Annotated in this window: 15 protein-coding genes; 8 read left to right on the plus strand and 7 right to left on the minus strand. The window is 69.6% G+C overall.

The window, feature by feature from the left end:
* The coding region (locus ACFY3C_RS27355) for a hypothetical protein (protein WP_390772602.1) at positions 1-199 on the plus strand (199 nt) is incomplete at its 5' end.
* 295 nt (positions 200-494) lie between these two features.
* Here the strand turns inward: ACFY3C_RS27355 and ychF are convergent.
* Positions 495-1,583 carry a redox-regulated ATPase YchF gene (gene ychF, locus ACFY3C_RS27360; RefSeq protein ID WP_386582032.1) on the minus strand — a complete coding sequence of 363 codons (1,089 nt, stop codon included), beginning with the start codon at positions 1,581-1,583 and terminating at the stop codon, positions 495-497.
* A 334-nt stretch (positions 1,584-1,917) separates the two neighbouring features.
* Between ychF and ACFY3C_RS27365 the strand changes: the two genes are divergently transcribed.
* Positions 1,918-2,313 carry a DUF6542 domain-containing protein gene (locus ACFY3C_RS27365; RefSeq protein ID WP_390772603.1) on the plus strand — a complete coding sequence of 132 codons (396 nt, stop codon included), beginning with the start codon at positions 1,918-1,920 and terminating at the stop codon, positions 2,311-2,313.
* A gap of 11 nt (positions 2,314-2,324) precedes the next feature.
* Here ACFY3C_RS27365 and ppgK read toward each other — a convergent pair whose 3' ends face one another.
* Together ppgK and ACFY3C_RS27375 are read right to left on the minus strand one after the other, a co-directional pair.
* The gene (ppgK, locus tag ACFY3C_RS27370; protein WP_386582036.1) at positions 2,325-3,077 is read right to left on the minus strand and encodes a polyphosphate--glucose phosphotransferase; all 753 of its coding nucleotides are present in this window, start codon (positions 3,075-3,077) and stop codon (positions 2,325-2,327) included.
* A gap of 52 nt (positions 3,078-3,129) precedes the next feature.
* Positions 3,130-4,146: a 4-hydroxy-3-methylbut-2-enyl diphosphate reductase gene (locus tag ACFY3C_RS27375; RefSeq protein WP_390772604.1), complete on the minus strand. Its 1,017-nt coding sequence runs from the start codon at positions 4,144-4,146 to the stop codon at positions 3,130-3,132.
* Positions 4,147-4,262: 116 nt separating this feature from the next.
* Here ACFY3C_RS27375 and xseA point away from each other — a divergent pair, with 116 nt between their 5' ends.
* The 3 genes from xseA (at position 4,263) to ACFY3C_RS27390 (ending at position 6,442) form a co-directional block, all read left to right on the plus strand.
* Complete coding sequence (gene xseA / locus ACFY3C_RS27380; RefSeq protein ID WP_386582040.1) at positions 4,263-5,471, plus strand: exodeoxyribonuclease VII large subunit; 1,209 nt, start codon at positions 4,263-4,265, stop codon at positions 5,469-5,471.
* A 24-nt stretch (positions 5,472-5,495) separates the two neighbouring features.
* Positions 5,496-5,720 carry an exodeoxyribonuclease VII small subunit gene (locus tag ACFY3C_RS27385; RefSeq protein ID WP_389188090.1) on the plus strand — a complete coding sequence of 75 codons (225 nt, stop codon included), beginning with the start codon at positions 5,496-5,498 and terminating at the stop codon, positions 5,718-5,720.
* Between the two features lie 131 nt (positions 5,721-5,851).
* Positions 5,852-6,442 (plus strand): malonic semialdehyde reductase, encoded by a 591-nt coding sequence (locus ACFY3C_RS27390; RefSeq protein WP_386582044.1) that lies wholly within the window; start codon positions 5,852-5,854, stop codon positions 6,440-6,442.
* A gap of 98 nt (positions 6,443-6,540) precedes the next feature.
* Here ACFY3C_RS27390 and ACFY3C_RS27395 read toward each other — a convergent pair whose 3' ends face one another.
* Positions 6,541-7,068, minus strand: coding sequence for a DUF4245 domain-containing protein (locus ACFY3C_RS27395; RefSeq protein WP_386579370.1), 528 nt, complete (start codon positions 7,066-7,068; stop codon positions 6,541-6,543).
* Positions 7,069-7,194: 126 nt separating this feature from the next.
* Between ACFY3C_RS27395 and glpX the strand changes: the two genes are divergently transcribed.
* Positions 7,195-8,229, plus strand: coding sequence for a class II fructose-bisphosphatase (gene glpX, locus ACFY3C_RS27400; protein ID WP_386579368.1), 1,035 nt, complete (start codon positions 7,195-7,197; stop codon positions 8,227-8,229).
* Positions 8,230-8,319: 90 nt separating this feature from the next.
* Here glpX and ACFY3C_RS27405 read toward each other — a convergent pair whose 3' ends face one another.
* Positions 8,320-8,694 carry a WhiB family transcriptional regulator gene (locus ACFY3C_RS27405; protein WP_079057750.1) on the minus strand — a complete coding sequence of 125 codons (375 nt, stop codon included), beginning with the start codon at positions 8,692-8,694 and terminating at the stop codon, positions 8,320-8,322.
* Between the two features lie 173 nt (positions 8,695-8,867).
* On the minus strand, positions 8,868-9,569 hold the full coding sequence (locus tag ACFY3C_RS27410; RefSeq protein ID WP_390772605.1) for a DUF1707 domain-containing protein: 702 nt from the start codon (positions 9,567-9,569) through the stop codon (positions 8,868-8,870).
* Positions 9,570-9,738: 169 nt separating this feature from the next.
* Here ACFY3C_RS27410 and ACFY3C_RS27415 point away from each other — a divergent pair, with 169 nt between their 5' ends.
* Complete coding sequence (locus ACFY3C_RS27415; RefSeq protein WP_390772606.1) at positions 9,739-11,409, plus strand: fumarate hydratase; 1,671 nt, start codon at positions 9,739-9,741, stop codon at positions 11,407-11,409.
* Between the two features lie 37 nt (positions 11,410-11,446).
* On the opposite strand, the gene ACFY3C_RS27420 is transcribed toward ACFY3C_RS27415, so the two are convergent.
* A complete protein-coding gene (locus ACFY3C_RS27420) occupies positions 11,447-11,812 on the minus strand; it encodes a hypothetical protein (RefSeq protein WP_390772607.1) in 366 nt (121 codons plus the stop codon).
* 216 nt (positions 11,813-12,028) lie between these two features.
* Between ACFY3C_RS27420 and ACFY3C_RS27425 the strand changes: the two genes are divergently transcribed.
* A complete protein-coding gene (locus ACFY3C_RS27425) occupies positions 12,029-13,414 on the plus strand; it encodes a class II fumarate hydratase (RefSeq protein WP_390772780.1) in 1,386 nt (461 codons plus the stop codon).
* Positions 13,415-13,470 lie beyond the last annotated feature (56 nt).

Genomic DNA, 13,470 nt, shown 5'->3' on the forward strand with positions numbered 1-13,470 from the left:
ATCAACATATCTGGCGTTGATTTTTGGCACGCTGTTGAGTTCTCAAGGAACGGTCGCTTCCTTTGTACTCACCCTCTCGGGCTTTCCTCCGGGCTTCCCTTCGGTGTTTCCGACTCTATCAGATCCTTTCGGCGTCCGATTCCCGGTCGGCGGGTTTGTCTTCCCGGCTGTTGGGCCGTTCCGACGAGTGAGACTTTAGCGGATTCCCGGCTCCCGAGCTAATCGGGGGCTGCGTCCTTTCGAACGCGGATTCCTCATTTCGCAAATATGCACGCCGAAGCACACGACGACGGGTCGCCGATTGCTGGCTGATACTTGCGGAATGGCTGTCCGGGGACCGACCGGAGTCGGCGCTCACGTCGGACAACCCGGAGAACATTACGGATCGGGGAACCCCGTGTCAACTTTGGTCCTGGGGCTTACCCACCGAGCACGTCGGCACGGACGAAGGGGCCGGCTCCCGAGGAGCCGGCCCCTTCTGACCTGCGCGCTTGTTACACGTTGAAGCGGAACTCCACCACGTCCCCGTCCTGCATCACATACTCCTTGCCCTCCATGCGGGCCTTGCCCTTGGCGCGGGCCTCGGCGACCGAGCCCGCTTCGAGCAGGTCGGCGATGGAGATGACCTCGGCCTTGATGAAGCCCTTCTGGAAGTCGGTGTGGATCACACCGGCCGCCTCGGGGGCCGTGGCGCCCTTCTTGATCGTCCAGGCGCGGGACTCCTTGGGGCCGGCCGTCAGGTAGGTCTGCAGGCCGAGGGTGTCGAAGCCGACGCGGGCGAGGGTGGCCAGGCCCGGCTCGTGCTGGCCGACGGACTCCAGCAGCTCAAGGGCCTCCTCCTCGTCCAGCTCGGCGAGGTCGGCCTCCAGCTTGGCGTTCAGGAAGATCGCCTCGGCCGGGGCGACCAGGGCGCGCTGCTCGTTCTTGAAGTCCTCGTCGATCAGCTCGTCCTCGTCGACGTTGAAGACGTAGAGGAAGGGCTTCGTCGTGAGCAGGTGCAGGTCGTGGAGGAGTTCGTTGCGCTCGGTGCCCTGGACGATGCCGTGCGCGAAGAGCGTGTCGCCCTTCTCCAGGATCTCCTTGGCCTCCTCGACGGCCTTGACCTTGGGCGCGACGTCCTTCTTGATCCGCGACTCCTTCTGCAGGCGCGGCAGGACCTTCTCGATGGTCTGGAGGTCGGCGAGGATCAGCTCGGTGTTGATCGTCTCGATGTCCTCCTTGGGCGAGACCCTGCCGTCGACGTGCACGACGTTCTCGTCCTTGAAGGCGCGGATGACCTGGCAGATCGCGTCGGACTCGCGGATGTGCGCGAGGAACTTGTTGCCCAGGCCCTCGCCCTCGGAGGCGCCGCGCACGATGCCGGCGATGTCGACGAAGTCGACCGTGGCCGGAAGGAGTCGCTCGGAGCCGAAGACCGACGCCAGCTGGGCGAGGCGGGGGTCGGGGACGCCGACCACGCCGACGTTCGGCTCGATCGTGGCGAATGGGTAGTTGGCCGCCAGCACGTCGTTCTTGGTCAGGGCGTTGAACAGGGTCGACTTGCCGACATTCGGCAGGCCGACGATTCCGATCGTGAGCGACACGTTGCGACTTCCCGTAGATGAGAGGGGCCAGGGGCTGCCAGGGGCCAGAGACACTGACCGATCCACCAGTCTACGGCGTCGGCGGTGGTGGGCTCACGGGAGCGTCGAACGCCTGGCCAAGCTCTCCTCATCGGCGTGTCTGAGGGGCGATTCGGCACATTAACCGACCTAGGTTGGTCCAGTGGAGTATCACAGGACGCGACCCCCGAACCACGGACCACGCCGCGGCACACCCCGCCCGCCGCTGCCGCCGCAGGCACGGCGGCCGGCTGGTGAGCGCAGGCCCGCGCCGGGTGCGCAGCGGGGGGCGCGGCCGGTACGGACCGCCCGGCCGGTGCCCCCCGGTCCGGTGCCGGGCCCCCGGCTCACCGGGCTCGGCGGGGGGCTGTTCTGCACGGTCGTGATGTTCCTGCTCGGCTTACTGGACCAGCTGCTGTTCGGTTCGTCGCTGACGCTGTACGGGGTGCTGTTCCTGCCGGTGTGCGTGCTGACCGCCCTGTGGGTGCGGGGCAGTGATGTGCTCACCGCGCCCGTTGTCGTACCGATCGCCTTCGCGGTGGGGCTCTTCCCCGCCGTCGACGGCAGCGGGGGTCTGCTCGGCCGGCTGGTGGGGCTGGTCACCGGGCTCGCCACGCAGGCTGGCTGGCTGTACGGGGGGACGCTGATCTCGGGAGTGATCGTGCTCGTGCGCCGGGTGCTGTGGGTGCGGGCCCGCAGGCGCCGCACCTGAGCACCGCTCCGCTATCCCGCGTGGTCGTGCGCCGCGCGCATCGCCGCTCCGACGATCCCCGCGTTGTTCTGCAGCTGGGCGGGCACGATCTCGGCCTGGACGCCGTCGATGAGGTGCAGGAATCTGTCCGCCTTGCGGCTCACCCCGCCGCCGAGGATGAACAGCTCGGGCGAGAAGAGCATCTCGACGTGCGCGAGGTACTTCTGTACGCGGCGGGCCCAGCGCTCCCAGCTCAGCTCGCCGTCCTCCTTGGCCTTGCTGGAGGCCCGCGTCTCGGCGTCGTGGCCGTTCAGCTCCAGGTGGCCCAGTTCGGTGTTGGGCACGAGGGTGCCGTCCATGAAGACGGCGCTGCCGATGCCGGTGCCGAAGGTGAGCAGGATGACGGTGCCCTTGCGGCCCTGGCCGGCGCCGAACTGCATCTCGGCGACGCCCGCCGCGTCCGCGTCGTTGACCACGGTCACCGGCAGGCCGCCCAGCCGGTCGCTGAACAGGGCGCGCGCGTCCGTGTCGATCCAGCTCTTGTCGACGTTGGCCGCCGTACGGACCGTGGCGCCGCCGGTGACCACTCCGGGGAAGGTCAGGCCCACCGGGCCCGTCCAGCCGAAGTGGTCGACGACCTGCTTCACCCCGTCGGCCACGCTCTCGGGCGTCGCCGGGCGCGGGGTGAGCACCTTGCACCGCTCCTGGGCCAGGTCGCCCTTGTCCAGGTCCACGGGAGCGCCCTTGATCCCGGATCCGCCGATGTCCACGCCGAAGATCTGCATGGCTCCACGTTACGTCGGGCGACTGACAGTCACGCCCCGGATGTACGGACGGTCACGCGTCCGACGTACCCGATCCGCCGCGCTCGGCGACCAGGGCGGCCGCCTCGTCGCGCAGCTCACGGCGGAGTTCCTTGGGCAGCGAGAAGGTGATCGACTCCTCGGCCGCCTTGACGATCTCGACGTCGCCGTAGCCCCGCTCGGCGAGCCACTCAAGGACCTCCTCGACCAGGACCTCCGGGACGGAGGCGCCGGAGGTGACGCCGACCGTGGTGACGCCCTCCAGCCAGGCCTCGTCGATCTCGCTGGCGAAGTCCACCAGGAAGGCTTCGCGGGAGCCGGCGAGCTTGGCGACCTCGACGAGCCGCTTGGAGTTGGAGGAGTTGCGCGAGCCGACCACGATGACCAGCTCGGCCTCGGCGCCCATCTGCTTCACGGCGAGCTGGCGGTTCTGGGTGGCGTAGCAGATGTCGTCGCTGGGCGGGGAGACGAGTCCCGGGAACTTCGTCTTCAGGGCGTCGACGGTCTCCATGGTCTCGTCCACGGAGAGGGTGGTCTGGGACAGCCAGACGACCTTTGACTCGTCGCGGACCGTGACCTTGGCGACGTCCTCGGGGCCGTCGACCAGCTGGATGTGGTCGGGGGCCTCGCCGGAGGTGCCGATGACCTCTTCGTGGCCCTCGTGGCCGATCAGGAGGATGTCGTAGTCCTCGCCCGCATAGCGGAGGGCTTCCTTGTGGACCTTGGTGACCAGCGGGCAGGTCGCGTCGATGGTGGTGAGGCGGCCCTGCCTGGCTTCCTCGTGCACGACCGGGGCGACGCCGTGCGCCGAGAACATCACGATGTTGCCCGGCGGCACCTCCTCCGTCCGCTCGACGAAGATGGCGCCCTTCTTCTCCAGGGTCTGCACGACGTACTTGTTGTGGACGATCTCGTGCCGGACGTAGATCGGGGCCCCGTACTGTTCCAGGGCCTTCTCGACGGCGATCACGGCACGGTCCACACCGGCGCAGTAGCCCCGGGGGGCGGCGAGCAGGACACGGCGGCCAGGCGAAGCGGTCATGGGACCCATCGTAAGGGTGCGTTCGGCGGGCCCGAGATCGCGTGCCCGTCCCCTTCAGGGGAAACCGGTCACTATGTCCGACACCGGCACGGCGGTATGTCAGTACCGGCCACTACGCTCGCCGCATGGCTGTGAACACGTCGCCCGAAGCGCCGCTCCCCGTCGGTGAGGTCTCGCGGCTGATCGGGGGCTGGATCGAGCGGCTCGGGGCCGTGTGGGTCGAGGGGCAGATCACGCAGTTGTCGCGGCGGCCGGGTGCCGGGGTCGTGTTCCTGACCCTGCGGGATCCGTCGCACGACATCTCCGTGAGCGTGACCTGCTACCGACAGGTGTTCGACGCGGTCGCCGACGTCGTCGGTGAGGGCGCCCGCGTGGTCGTCCTGGCGAAGCCGGAGTGGTACGCGCCGCGCGGGCAGCTCTCGCTGCGGGCCGCCGAGATAAGGCCCGTGGGCGTCGGTGAACTGCTGGCCCGCCTTGAGCAGCTGAAGAAGACGCTCGCGGCCGAGGGGCTGTTCGCGCCGGAGCGGAAGAAGCCGCTGCCGTTTCTGCCTCAGCTGATCGGGCTGGTCTGCGGACGCGCCTCCGCCGCGGAGCGGGACGTGCTGGAGAACGCCCGCCATCGCTGGCCCGCCGTCCGCTTCGAGGTGCGCAACGTCCCCGTACAGGGCGTGCACGCCGTCCCGCAGGTCGTGCAGGCCGTGAAGGAGCTGGACGCGATCGAGGACGTGGACGTGATCATCGTCGCGCGGGGCGGCGGCAGCGTGGAGGACCTGCTGCCGTTCTCCGACGAGCAGCTCGTACGGGCGGTGGCTCAGTGCCGTACGCCCGTCGTGTCGGCCATCGGGCACGAGCCGGACAACCCGCTGCTCGACCACGTCGCCGACCTGCGCGCCTCCACGCCGACCGACGCGGCCAAGAAGGTCGTACCGGACGTCGGTGAGGAGTTCGAGCGGGTGCGGATGCTGCGGGACCGGGCCCGGCGGTGCGTGGAGGCGTTGGTGGAGCGGGAGCAGCGGGGCCTGGCGCACGCCCTGGCGCGGCCCTCGATAGAGGATCCGCACCGGATGATCGATGAGCGCGCCGACCACGTGGCCTCCCTGCTGGACCGCGGCCGGCGCACCCTCGGCCACCTCCTGGACCGCGCCGACTCGGAGCTGACGCACACGCACGCGCGCGTGGTGGCCCTCTCCCCCGCCGCCACCCTCAAGCGCGGCTACGCGGTGCTGCAGAAGGCCGACGGTCATGTGGTGCGCGACCCGGAGGAGGTCGCGGAGGGCGAGGCGCTGCGGGCGCGGGTCGCCGAGGGTGAGTTCACGGTACGTGTCGATGTCTGATGTCTGATGTCTAGGGATGGGTGGATGACCGGCAAGGTGGATGAGGCGCTCTCGTACGAGCAGGCGCGGGACGAGTTGATCGAGGTCGTGCGGCGGCTGGAGGCGGGCGGCACGACGCTGGAGGAGTCCCTGGCGCTGTGGGAGCGCGGCGAGGAGCTGGCCAAGGTGTGTCGGCGCTGGCTGGAGGGCGCACGGGCCCGGCTGGACGCGGCGCTCGCCGAGGAAGAGGCCCAGGAAGAGGGCGAGTAGGCAAGAGCGGGGTGCTGTGAAGCGGATCACCACACCCCGCTTTTTGTTGAACGTTGAACTTCGCTTGCGTAAGGTCGGGTCCGTCAGCCGGTCACACCCCCGGACCGGACGCGCACCTGAGGAAGTCACGCATGTCTCTCGTTCTTGACCCCACCGCCCAGGACCTGCTGTTCCGCGAGGCCCGTACCGCGAACACCTTCACCGACGAGCCGGTGACCGAGGAGCAGGTCCAGGCGATCTACGACCTGGTCAAGTACGGCCCCACCGCCTTCAACCAGAGCCCGCTGCGCATCACCCTGGTCCGCTCCGCCGAAGCCCGCGAGCGCCTGGTGCAGCACATGGCCGAGGGCAACCAGGCCAAGACCGCCACCGCCCCGCTGGTCGCGATCCTCTCCGCGGACAACGAGTTCCACGAGGAGCTGCCGGCCCTCTTCCCGCACTTCCCGCAGGCCAAGGACGTGTTCTTCAGCGAGCGCCCCGCCCGTGAGGGCGCCGCCGCGCTGAACGCCTCCCTGCAGGCCGCGTACTTCATCATCGGCGTCCGCGCCGCCGGCCTCGCCGCCGGCCCGATGACCGGCCTCGACTTCGAGGGCGTCCGCAAGGAGTTCCTGGACGACGACCACACCCCGCTGATGGTCGTCAACATCGGCCGCCCGGGCCCGGACGCCTGGTTCCCGCGCTCGCCGCGCCTGGCGTACGAGGACGTCGTCACGACCGTCTGAGTCGCCCGAGTACGGCAGGAGGCCCCCAGCAGCGTCGCTGGGGGCCTCCTGCGTGTGCGCTCACGGGCGCGCTCACCGCACCTTCCGCGCGGGCGCGCTCACTGCATCTTCAGCGCCGCCGCCATCTTCGTCAGCTGGTCGAAGGAGGCCGTACCGGCGACCACCGTCGTGGAGCCGGGGGTGCCCTCCAGAACCAGGGCGTCGTAGCGGCCGCCGGTGTAGCGGGTCCAGGTGCGGTCGCCGATCTTCTCGGTCCGCTTGGTCGCCTTGGCGCCCTGCCCTGCCTGGTCGATGAAGTCGGCACGCTTCTTCTGCGTGGACTGCTCGACCTGCACGTACTGCCCGTCGGGGGTCTGGAAGCCGAGGTGCCAGCGGTCGGACTCCTCGCCCTGGTAGCGCACCGAGGTCGCCTTCCAGGTCCCCGGCAGCCCTTCCGGCGCGGCCACCGGGTAGCTCGCCGCGCGGCGCGCCGTGAGCAGCTCGACCCGGTAGTCGACCCGCTTCAGCTCGGGCGCGTGATCGTCGTGCGGGACGAAGAGGTAGATGACCGCCGCCGCGATCCCGATGAGGCCCAGGGAGAGAATCATGTCCCGGACCGTCTTCTGCTTGCCGTTCGAACCTGCCACGCCCCCTATCGTCGCAGGTGCCCGGAGCGCTCATCCGTGGGGTCCCCTGCTCATTTTGTCTACCTAACGATAGAGTCTGAGGCACACCCTCATCCGGCCGTCGTCGTATCAGAAAGGTGCGCTCCGATGACCGAGAATCATCATCTGCCGTCCGAGCTGGACGTTCCCTCCGAAGCCCCCGACCGCAACCTCGCCCTGGAACTCGTCCGGGTGACCGAGGCCGCAGCGATGGCCGCGGGCCGCTGGGTCGGACGCGGCGACAAGAACGGCGCCGACGGCGCCGCGGTGCGCGCCATGCGAACCCTCGTCTCCACCGTGTCGATGAACGGCGTCGTCGTCATCGGCGAGGGTGAGAAGGACGAGGCGCCGATGCTCTTCAACGGCGAACGCGTCGGCGACGGCACCGGACCCGAAGTCGACATCGCCGTCGACCCGATCGACGGCACCACGCTGACGGCGAAGGGCATGCCGAACGCGATCGCCGTCCTCGCGGCCACCGAGCGCGGCGCCATGTTCGACCCGTCCGCCGTCTTCTACATGGACAAGCTGGTCACGGGCCCCGAGGCCGCCGACTTCGTCGACATCGACGCGCCCGTGGCCGTGAACATCCGCCGGATCGCCAAGGCGAAGCGGTCCGCGCCCGAGGACGTCACCGTCGTCATCCTGGACCGGCCGCGGCACGAGGGCATCATCAAGGAGGTCCGGGAGGCCGGCGCGCGCATCAAGCTGATCTCCGACGGCGATGTGGCCGGCTCCATCCTGGCGCTGCGCGAGGGCACGGGCATCGACCTGCTGCTCGGCATCGGCGGCACGCCGGAGGGCATCATCTCGGCCTGTGCCGTGAAGTGCCTGGGCGGCACGATCCAGGGCAAGCTGTGGCCCAAGGACGACGAGGAGCGTGCGCGGGCGATCGACGCCGGGCACGATCTGGACCGGGTGCTGACCACCGAGGACCTGGTGCAGGGAGAGAACGTCTTCTTCGTCGCCACCGGCATCACCGACGGTGAGCTGCTGCGCGGGGTTCGCTACCGGTCCGAGACCGCCACCACCGACTCGATCGTGATGCGGTCGAAGTCCGGGACCGTGCGGCGGATCGACTCCGAGCACCGGCTGAGCAAGCTGCGTGCCTACAGCGCGATCGACTTCGATCGGGCGAAGTAGCACCCGAAGCCTGCAGCAGCAGGCAGAGTCTTGGGCGCCCTCGGTGCGGAGAGGGCGCCCTTGCTCATGCCTGGCCCGCTGTGCGGTTGCCTAGCCCGCTATGCGGTTCGCCGTCGCGCGTGCCGCCTTCTTCAGTTCCACCTCGCGCCTGCGCCGCCTGGCCAGGACCACTCGGCGTTCCGCTGCCGTCAGGCCGCCCCAGACGCCGTACGGTTCGGGCTGGAGGAGGGCGTGTTCGCGGCACTCGACCATGACCGGACAGCGCGCGCAGACGCGCTTGGCCGCCTCCTCGCGGGACAGTCGGGCGGCCGTCGGCTCCTTGGACGGGGCGAAGAAGAGACCGGCCTCGTCCCGCCGGCACACCGCCTCGGTGTGCCAGGGTGCGTCTTGGTCCCGGTCGCGCACGGGCACCCGCTGGGCCGGAACGGCAGCGACCTGCAAGGACGAATGCGGCGGTTGCAGCACGGTCTACTCCTGACGACGGCTTCGCGAGTGAGCGACGATGCAGCAAGGCCTACCCGCTGTGCGCGAGCCTATGCACAGCGTTTCCAACCGCAGGCGCACGGCGGCTTGTTCACGCCCCCGGGCACCTCAGCGGCAGTTCCGCGCCCCTCTGGTCACCGGCGGATTCGCGACCGTCAACGGTCCAGGTGTTTGCGCAGCTTCCTGTCGACCTTGCCCTGGACCCGGTCGAGGATGTCCGCCACGCGCCGGCCGCGCTTGGGCCGCGCCTCGACGTTGCCGAGCACGGCCCACCCGTCGACGTAGACCACGGGCGCGTCGGAGTCGACCGAATCCAGGGTGTCCACCTCGAAGTTGCCCAGTACACCGCCGCCCGTGCCGCGCAGCGAGACGTTCTCGGGGACGCGGATCTGGATGTCACCGAAGACCGAGACGGCCTTGATCACGACCTGCTGGTACTCGAAGATCGCCTCGCTCAGGTCGATCTCGACCGAGCCGAAGACCGAGTACGCGTGCAGCCGGCGGCCCGCGCGCCAGCGGCCCCGGCGCACCGCACTGCTGAAGACGGCCACCACGTTGGCGTCGGCCTCGGCGGGTATCGCGCCCGGTGCGGGGCGCGGCGGGACGGGCGTGTAGGCCGGGGGCGCGGGCTGCTGGTGGGCGGCCGGGAGGTCGCGGATGAAGACCTCCAGCTCGCCGACCGTCTTGGCGTGCAGCACCCCGTCCACGCGCTCGGCGTGCTCGTCCGCGGTCAGCCGGCCCTCGGCCAGGGCCTCGCGGAGGATGTCGGCGACACGGTCACGGTCGGCGTCGGAGGCGCGCAGTTCGGACACGAGCGGCGCGCTGTCCTGGGGCTGGGCGTGCTTCTGAAGGTCCACGACTGCAGCGTACCGAAACGCGATAGATCGCGACTAGGGGGCCGAGGCGACCCGCGTGTCCCGGAACTGAGCCTTACCTCACAGGTTCCGTGTCGGCGGCAGGTTCTACGCTGGGGAGGCCCGCCAGCGTCGGCGGGCAGCCGTCCGTCAGAGTGAGGAATGGGCTGAGATGCCTGAGTTCGCGTACACCGATCTGCTCCCCCAGGGCGAGGACACCACCCCGTACCGGCTGGTGACCTCGGAGGGCGTGTCCACCGTCGAGGGACCGGACGGGCGGACGTTCCTCAAGGTGGAGCCGGAGGCGCTGCGCAAGCTGGCCGAGGAGGCCGTCCACGACATCCAGCACTACCTGCGCCCGGCCCACCTGGCGCAGCTGCGCCGCATCATCGACGACCCGGAGGCGTCGAGCAACGACAAGTTCGTCGCGCTCGACCTGCTGAAGAACGCGAACATCGCGGCGGCGGGCGTACTGCCGATGTGCCAGGACACCGGCACGGCGATCGTCATGGGCAAGCGCGGCCAGAACGTCCTCACCGAAGGTGCGGACGAGAAGCACCTGTCGCACGGCATCTACGACGCCTACACCAAGCTGAACCTGCGCTACTCGCAGATGGCTCCGCTCACCATGTGGGAGGAGAAGAACACCGGCTCCAACCTGCCGGCCCAGATCGAGCTGTACGCGACCGACGGCGGCGCCTACAAGTTCCTGTTCATGGCCAAGGGCGGCGGCTCGGCCAACAAGTCCTTCCTGTACCAGGAGACGAAGGCCGTCCTGAACGAGGCCTCCATGATGAAGTTCCTGGAGGAGAAGATCCGTTCGCTCGGTACGGCCGCCTGCCCGCCGTACCACCTGGCGATCGTCGTCGGCGGTACGAGCGCCGAGTACGCGCTGAAGACCGCGAAGTACGCCTCCGCGCACTACCTGGACGAGATCCCGGCCGAGGGCTCGGAGCTGGGCCACGGCTTCCGGGACAAGGAGCTGGAGCAGAAGGTCTTCGAGCTGACGCAGAAGATCGGCATCGGCGCGCAGTTCGGCGGCAAGTACTTCTGCCACGACGTCCGGGTGGTCCGCCTGCCCCGCCACGGCGCCTCCTGCCCGGTCGCGATCGCCGTCTCCTGCTCGGCCGACCGCCAGGCCGTCGCGAAGATCACCGCCGAGGGCGTGTTCCTGGAGCAGCTGGAGACGGACCCGGCGCGCTTCCTGCCGGAGACCACGGACGAGCACCTCGAGTCGGATGGCGACGTCGTCAAGATCGACCTCAACCAGCCGATGGACACGATCCTCGCCGAGCTGACCAGGTACCCGGTCAAGACCCGCCTCTCCCTCACCGGCCCGCTGGTCGTGGCCCGCGACATCGCGCACGCCAAGATCAAGGAGCGCCTGGACGCGGGCGAGGAGATGCCGCAGTACCTGAAGGACCACCCGGTCTACTACGCGGGCCCGGCCAAGACCCCCGAGGGTTACGCGTCCGGTTCCTTCGGCCCGACCACGGCCGGTCGTATGGACTCCTACGTCGAGCAGTTCCAGGCGGCGGGCGGCTCCAAGGTGATGCTCGCCAAGGGCAACCGCAGCAAGCAGGTCACCGACGCCTGTGGCACGCACGGCGGCTTCTATCTCGGCTCGATCGGCGGCCCGGCCGCCCGGCTCGCCCAGGACTGCATCAAGAAGGTCGAGGTCCTCGAGTACGAGGAGCTGGGCATGGAGGCCGTCTGGAAGATCGAGGTCGAGGACTTCCCGGCGTTCATCGTCGTGGACGACAAGGGCAACGACTTCTTCCAGGACCCGGCGCCCCAGCCGACGTTCACCTCGATTCCGGTGCGGGGGCCGGGGCTGGCCTGATCGGTGGGCCGAGGCCGGACCGGCCTCGGCCCCTGTGTCAGTGGGGTACGCAGCCGAACCAGTTCACCGTGTCGCCTCTGGTGGTGTAGCCCATGCACCTGATGGTTCTGTCGTGCAGCGTCTCGGTCCGGTCGACCGGTCCGTTCAGATAGTCCGTCTTGTGGTGGGGCTGTACGAGGGTGTCGATCTCGACGGTGTACCAGCGGCGCCCGTTGGACGGCATGCTGCAGCCGTGGCCGGTCACGTTGCGGCTGGGATCACCGCTCCAGACGGGCCGTTCGGCGCGGTCGCAGTAGGCCCTGCCTCGGGCGTCGGCGGTGCCGGCGCCCGCACCCAGCAGGGCCGTCGCGCCTATGGATACCGCCGCGGTGGCGCCGAGCAGGCGCTTCGGAGTGAGGTTCATCGATCGGTCCTCCTGCCAGCCGTGGTGACGGCGGGGAGTCGCCATGTCACCTTGGGGTGATAGTCACATTTATCCGTGATGTTCGGCCCGGCAGCCGGTGGAGCTGTCCCCCGACCCGGTGACGTCGGTGGTGCCAATGCAGCAGGCGGCGCTCACCCCAGCCCCATGCGGCCCACGGTCCGGAACAACCGCCGTGCCCCGATCGCTGACACCGGCATGAGCGAATACCGCATCGAGCACGACTCCATGGGTGAGGTCCGGGTCCCCGCCCACGCCAAGTGGCGGGCGCAGACCCAGCGCGCCGTCGAGAACTTCCCCGTCTCCGGGCAGCGGATCGAGCGGGCGCACATCGAGGCGCTGGCCCGGATCAAGGCGGCTGCGGCGCAGGTGAACGCCGAGCTGGGGGTGCTGGACAAGGACGTCGCGGAGGCGATCCAGGAGGCGGCCGCCGAGGTCGCCGGCGGGAAGTGGGACGAGCACTTTCCCGTCGACGTGTTCCAGACCGGGTCCGGGACCTCGTCCAACATGAACACCAACGAGGTGATCGCCACCCTGGCCACCGAGCGGCTCGGCCGGGACGTGCACCCGAACGACCACGTCAACGCCTCGCAGTCGTCCAACGACGTGTTCCCGTCGTCCCTCCACATCGCCGCCACCGGCGCCGTCACCCACGACCTGATCCCGGCGCTGGAGCACCTCGCCGACTCCCTGACCCGCAAGTCCGAGGAGTTCGCGGACGTCGTGAAGTCCGGGCGGACGCATCTGATGGACGCGACGCCGGTGACGCTGGGGCAGGAGTTCGGCGGGTACGCGGCCCAGGTGCGGTACGGCGTCGAGCGGCTGCGCGCCTCGCTGCCCCGGCTGGCCGAACTGCCGCTGGGCGGCACGGCCGTCGGGACCGGGATCAACACGCCGCCCGGGTTCTCCGCCGCGGTGATCAGGGAGGTCGCGCGGGCCACCGGGCTGCCGCTCACCGAGGCCCGGGATCACTTCGAGGCACAGGGTGCCCGGGACGGGATCGTGGAGACCAGCGGGCAGCTGCGCACCATCGCGGTCGGGCTGACGAAGATCGCCAACGATCTGCGGTGGATGGCGTCCGGGCCGCGCACCGGGCTCGCCGAGATCCGGCTGCCCGACCTGCAGCCAGGCTCCTCGATCATGCCGGGCAAGGTCAACCCGGTGATCCCGGAGGCCGTGCTCATGGTCGCGGCCCAGGTGATCGGCAACGACGCGACCATCGCCACCGCCGGCGCCTCCGGGAACTTCGAGCTGAACGTCATGCTCCCGGTCATCGCGAAGAACGTCCTCGAATCCGTGCGGCTGCTCGCCAATGTCTCGCGGCTGCTGGCCGACCGCACCGTCGACGGCATCGTCGCCGACCGCGAACGGGCCCGCGAGTACGCCGAGTCGTCGCCCTCCGTGGTGACCCCGCTGAACAAGTACATCGGCTACGAGGAGGCCGCGAAGGTCGCCAAGAAGTCCCTGGCCGAGCGGAAGACCATCCGCGAGGTCGTGCTGGAGAGCGGTTACGTGGAGCGCGGCGACCTCACCCTGGAGCAGCTGGACGAGGCGCTGGATGTCCTGCGGATGACGCACCCGTAACAAGTGGTGCCGACCCGTTGAACCGTGACGCCCGCCGCAGCGTCGTATGCCTGCGG

Origin of the sequence: Streptomyces sp. NPDC001410 (assembly GCF_042895235.1) — a bacterium.
Classification (GTDB): Bacteria; Actinomycetota; Actinomycetes; order Streptomycetales; family Streptomycetaceae; genus Streptomyces.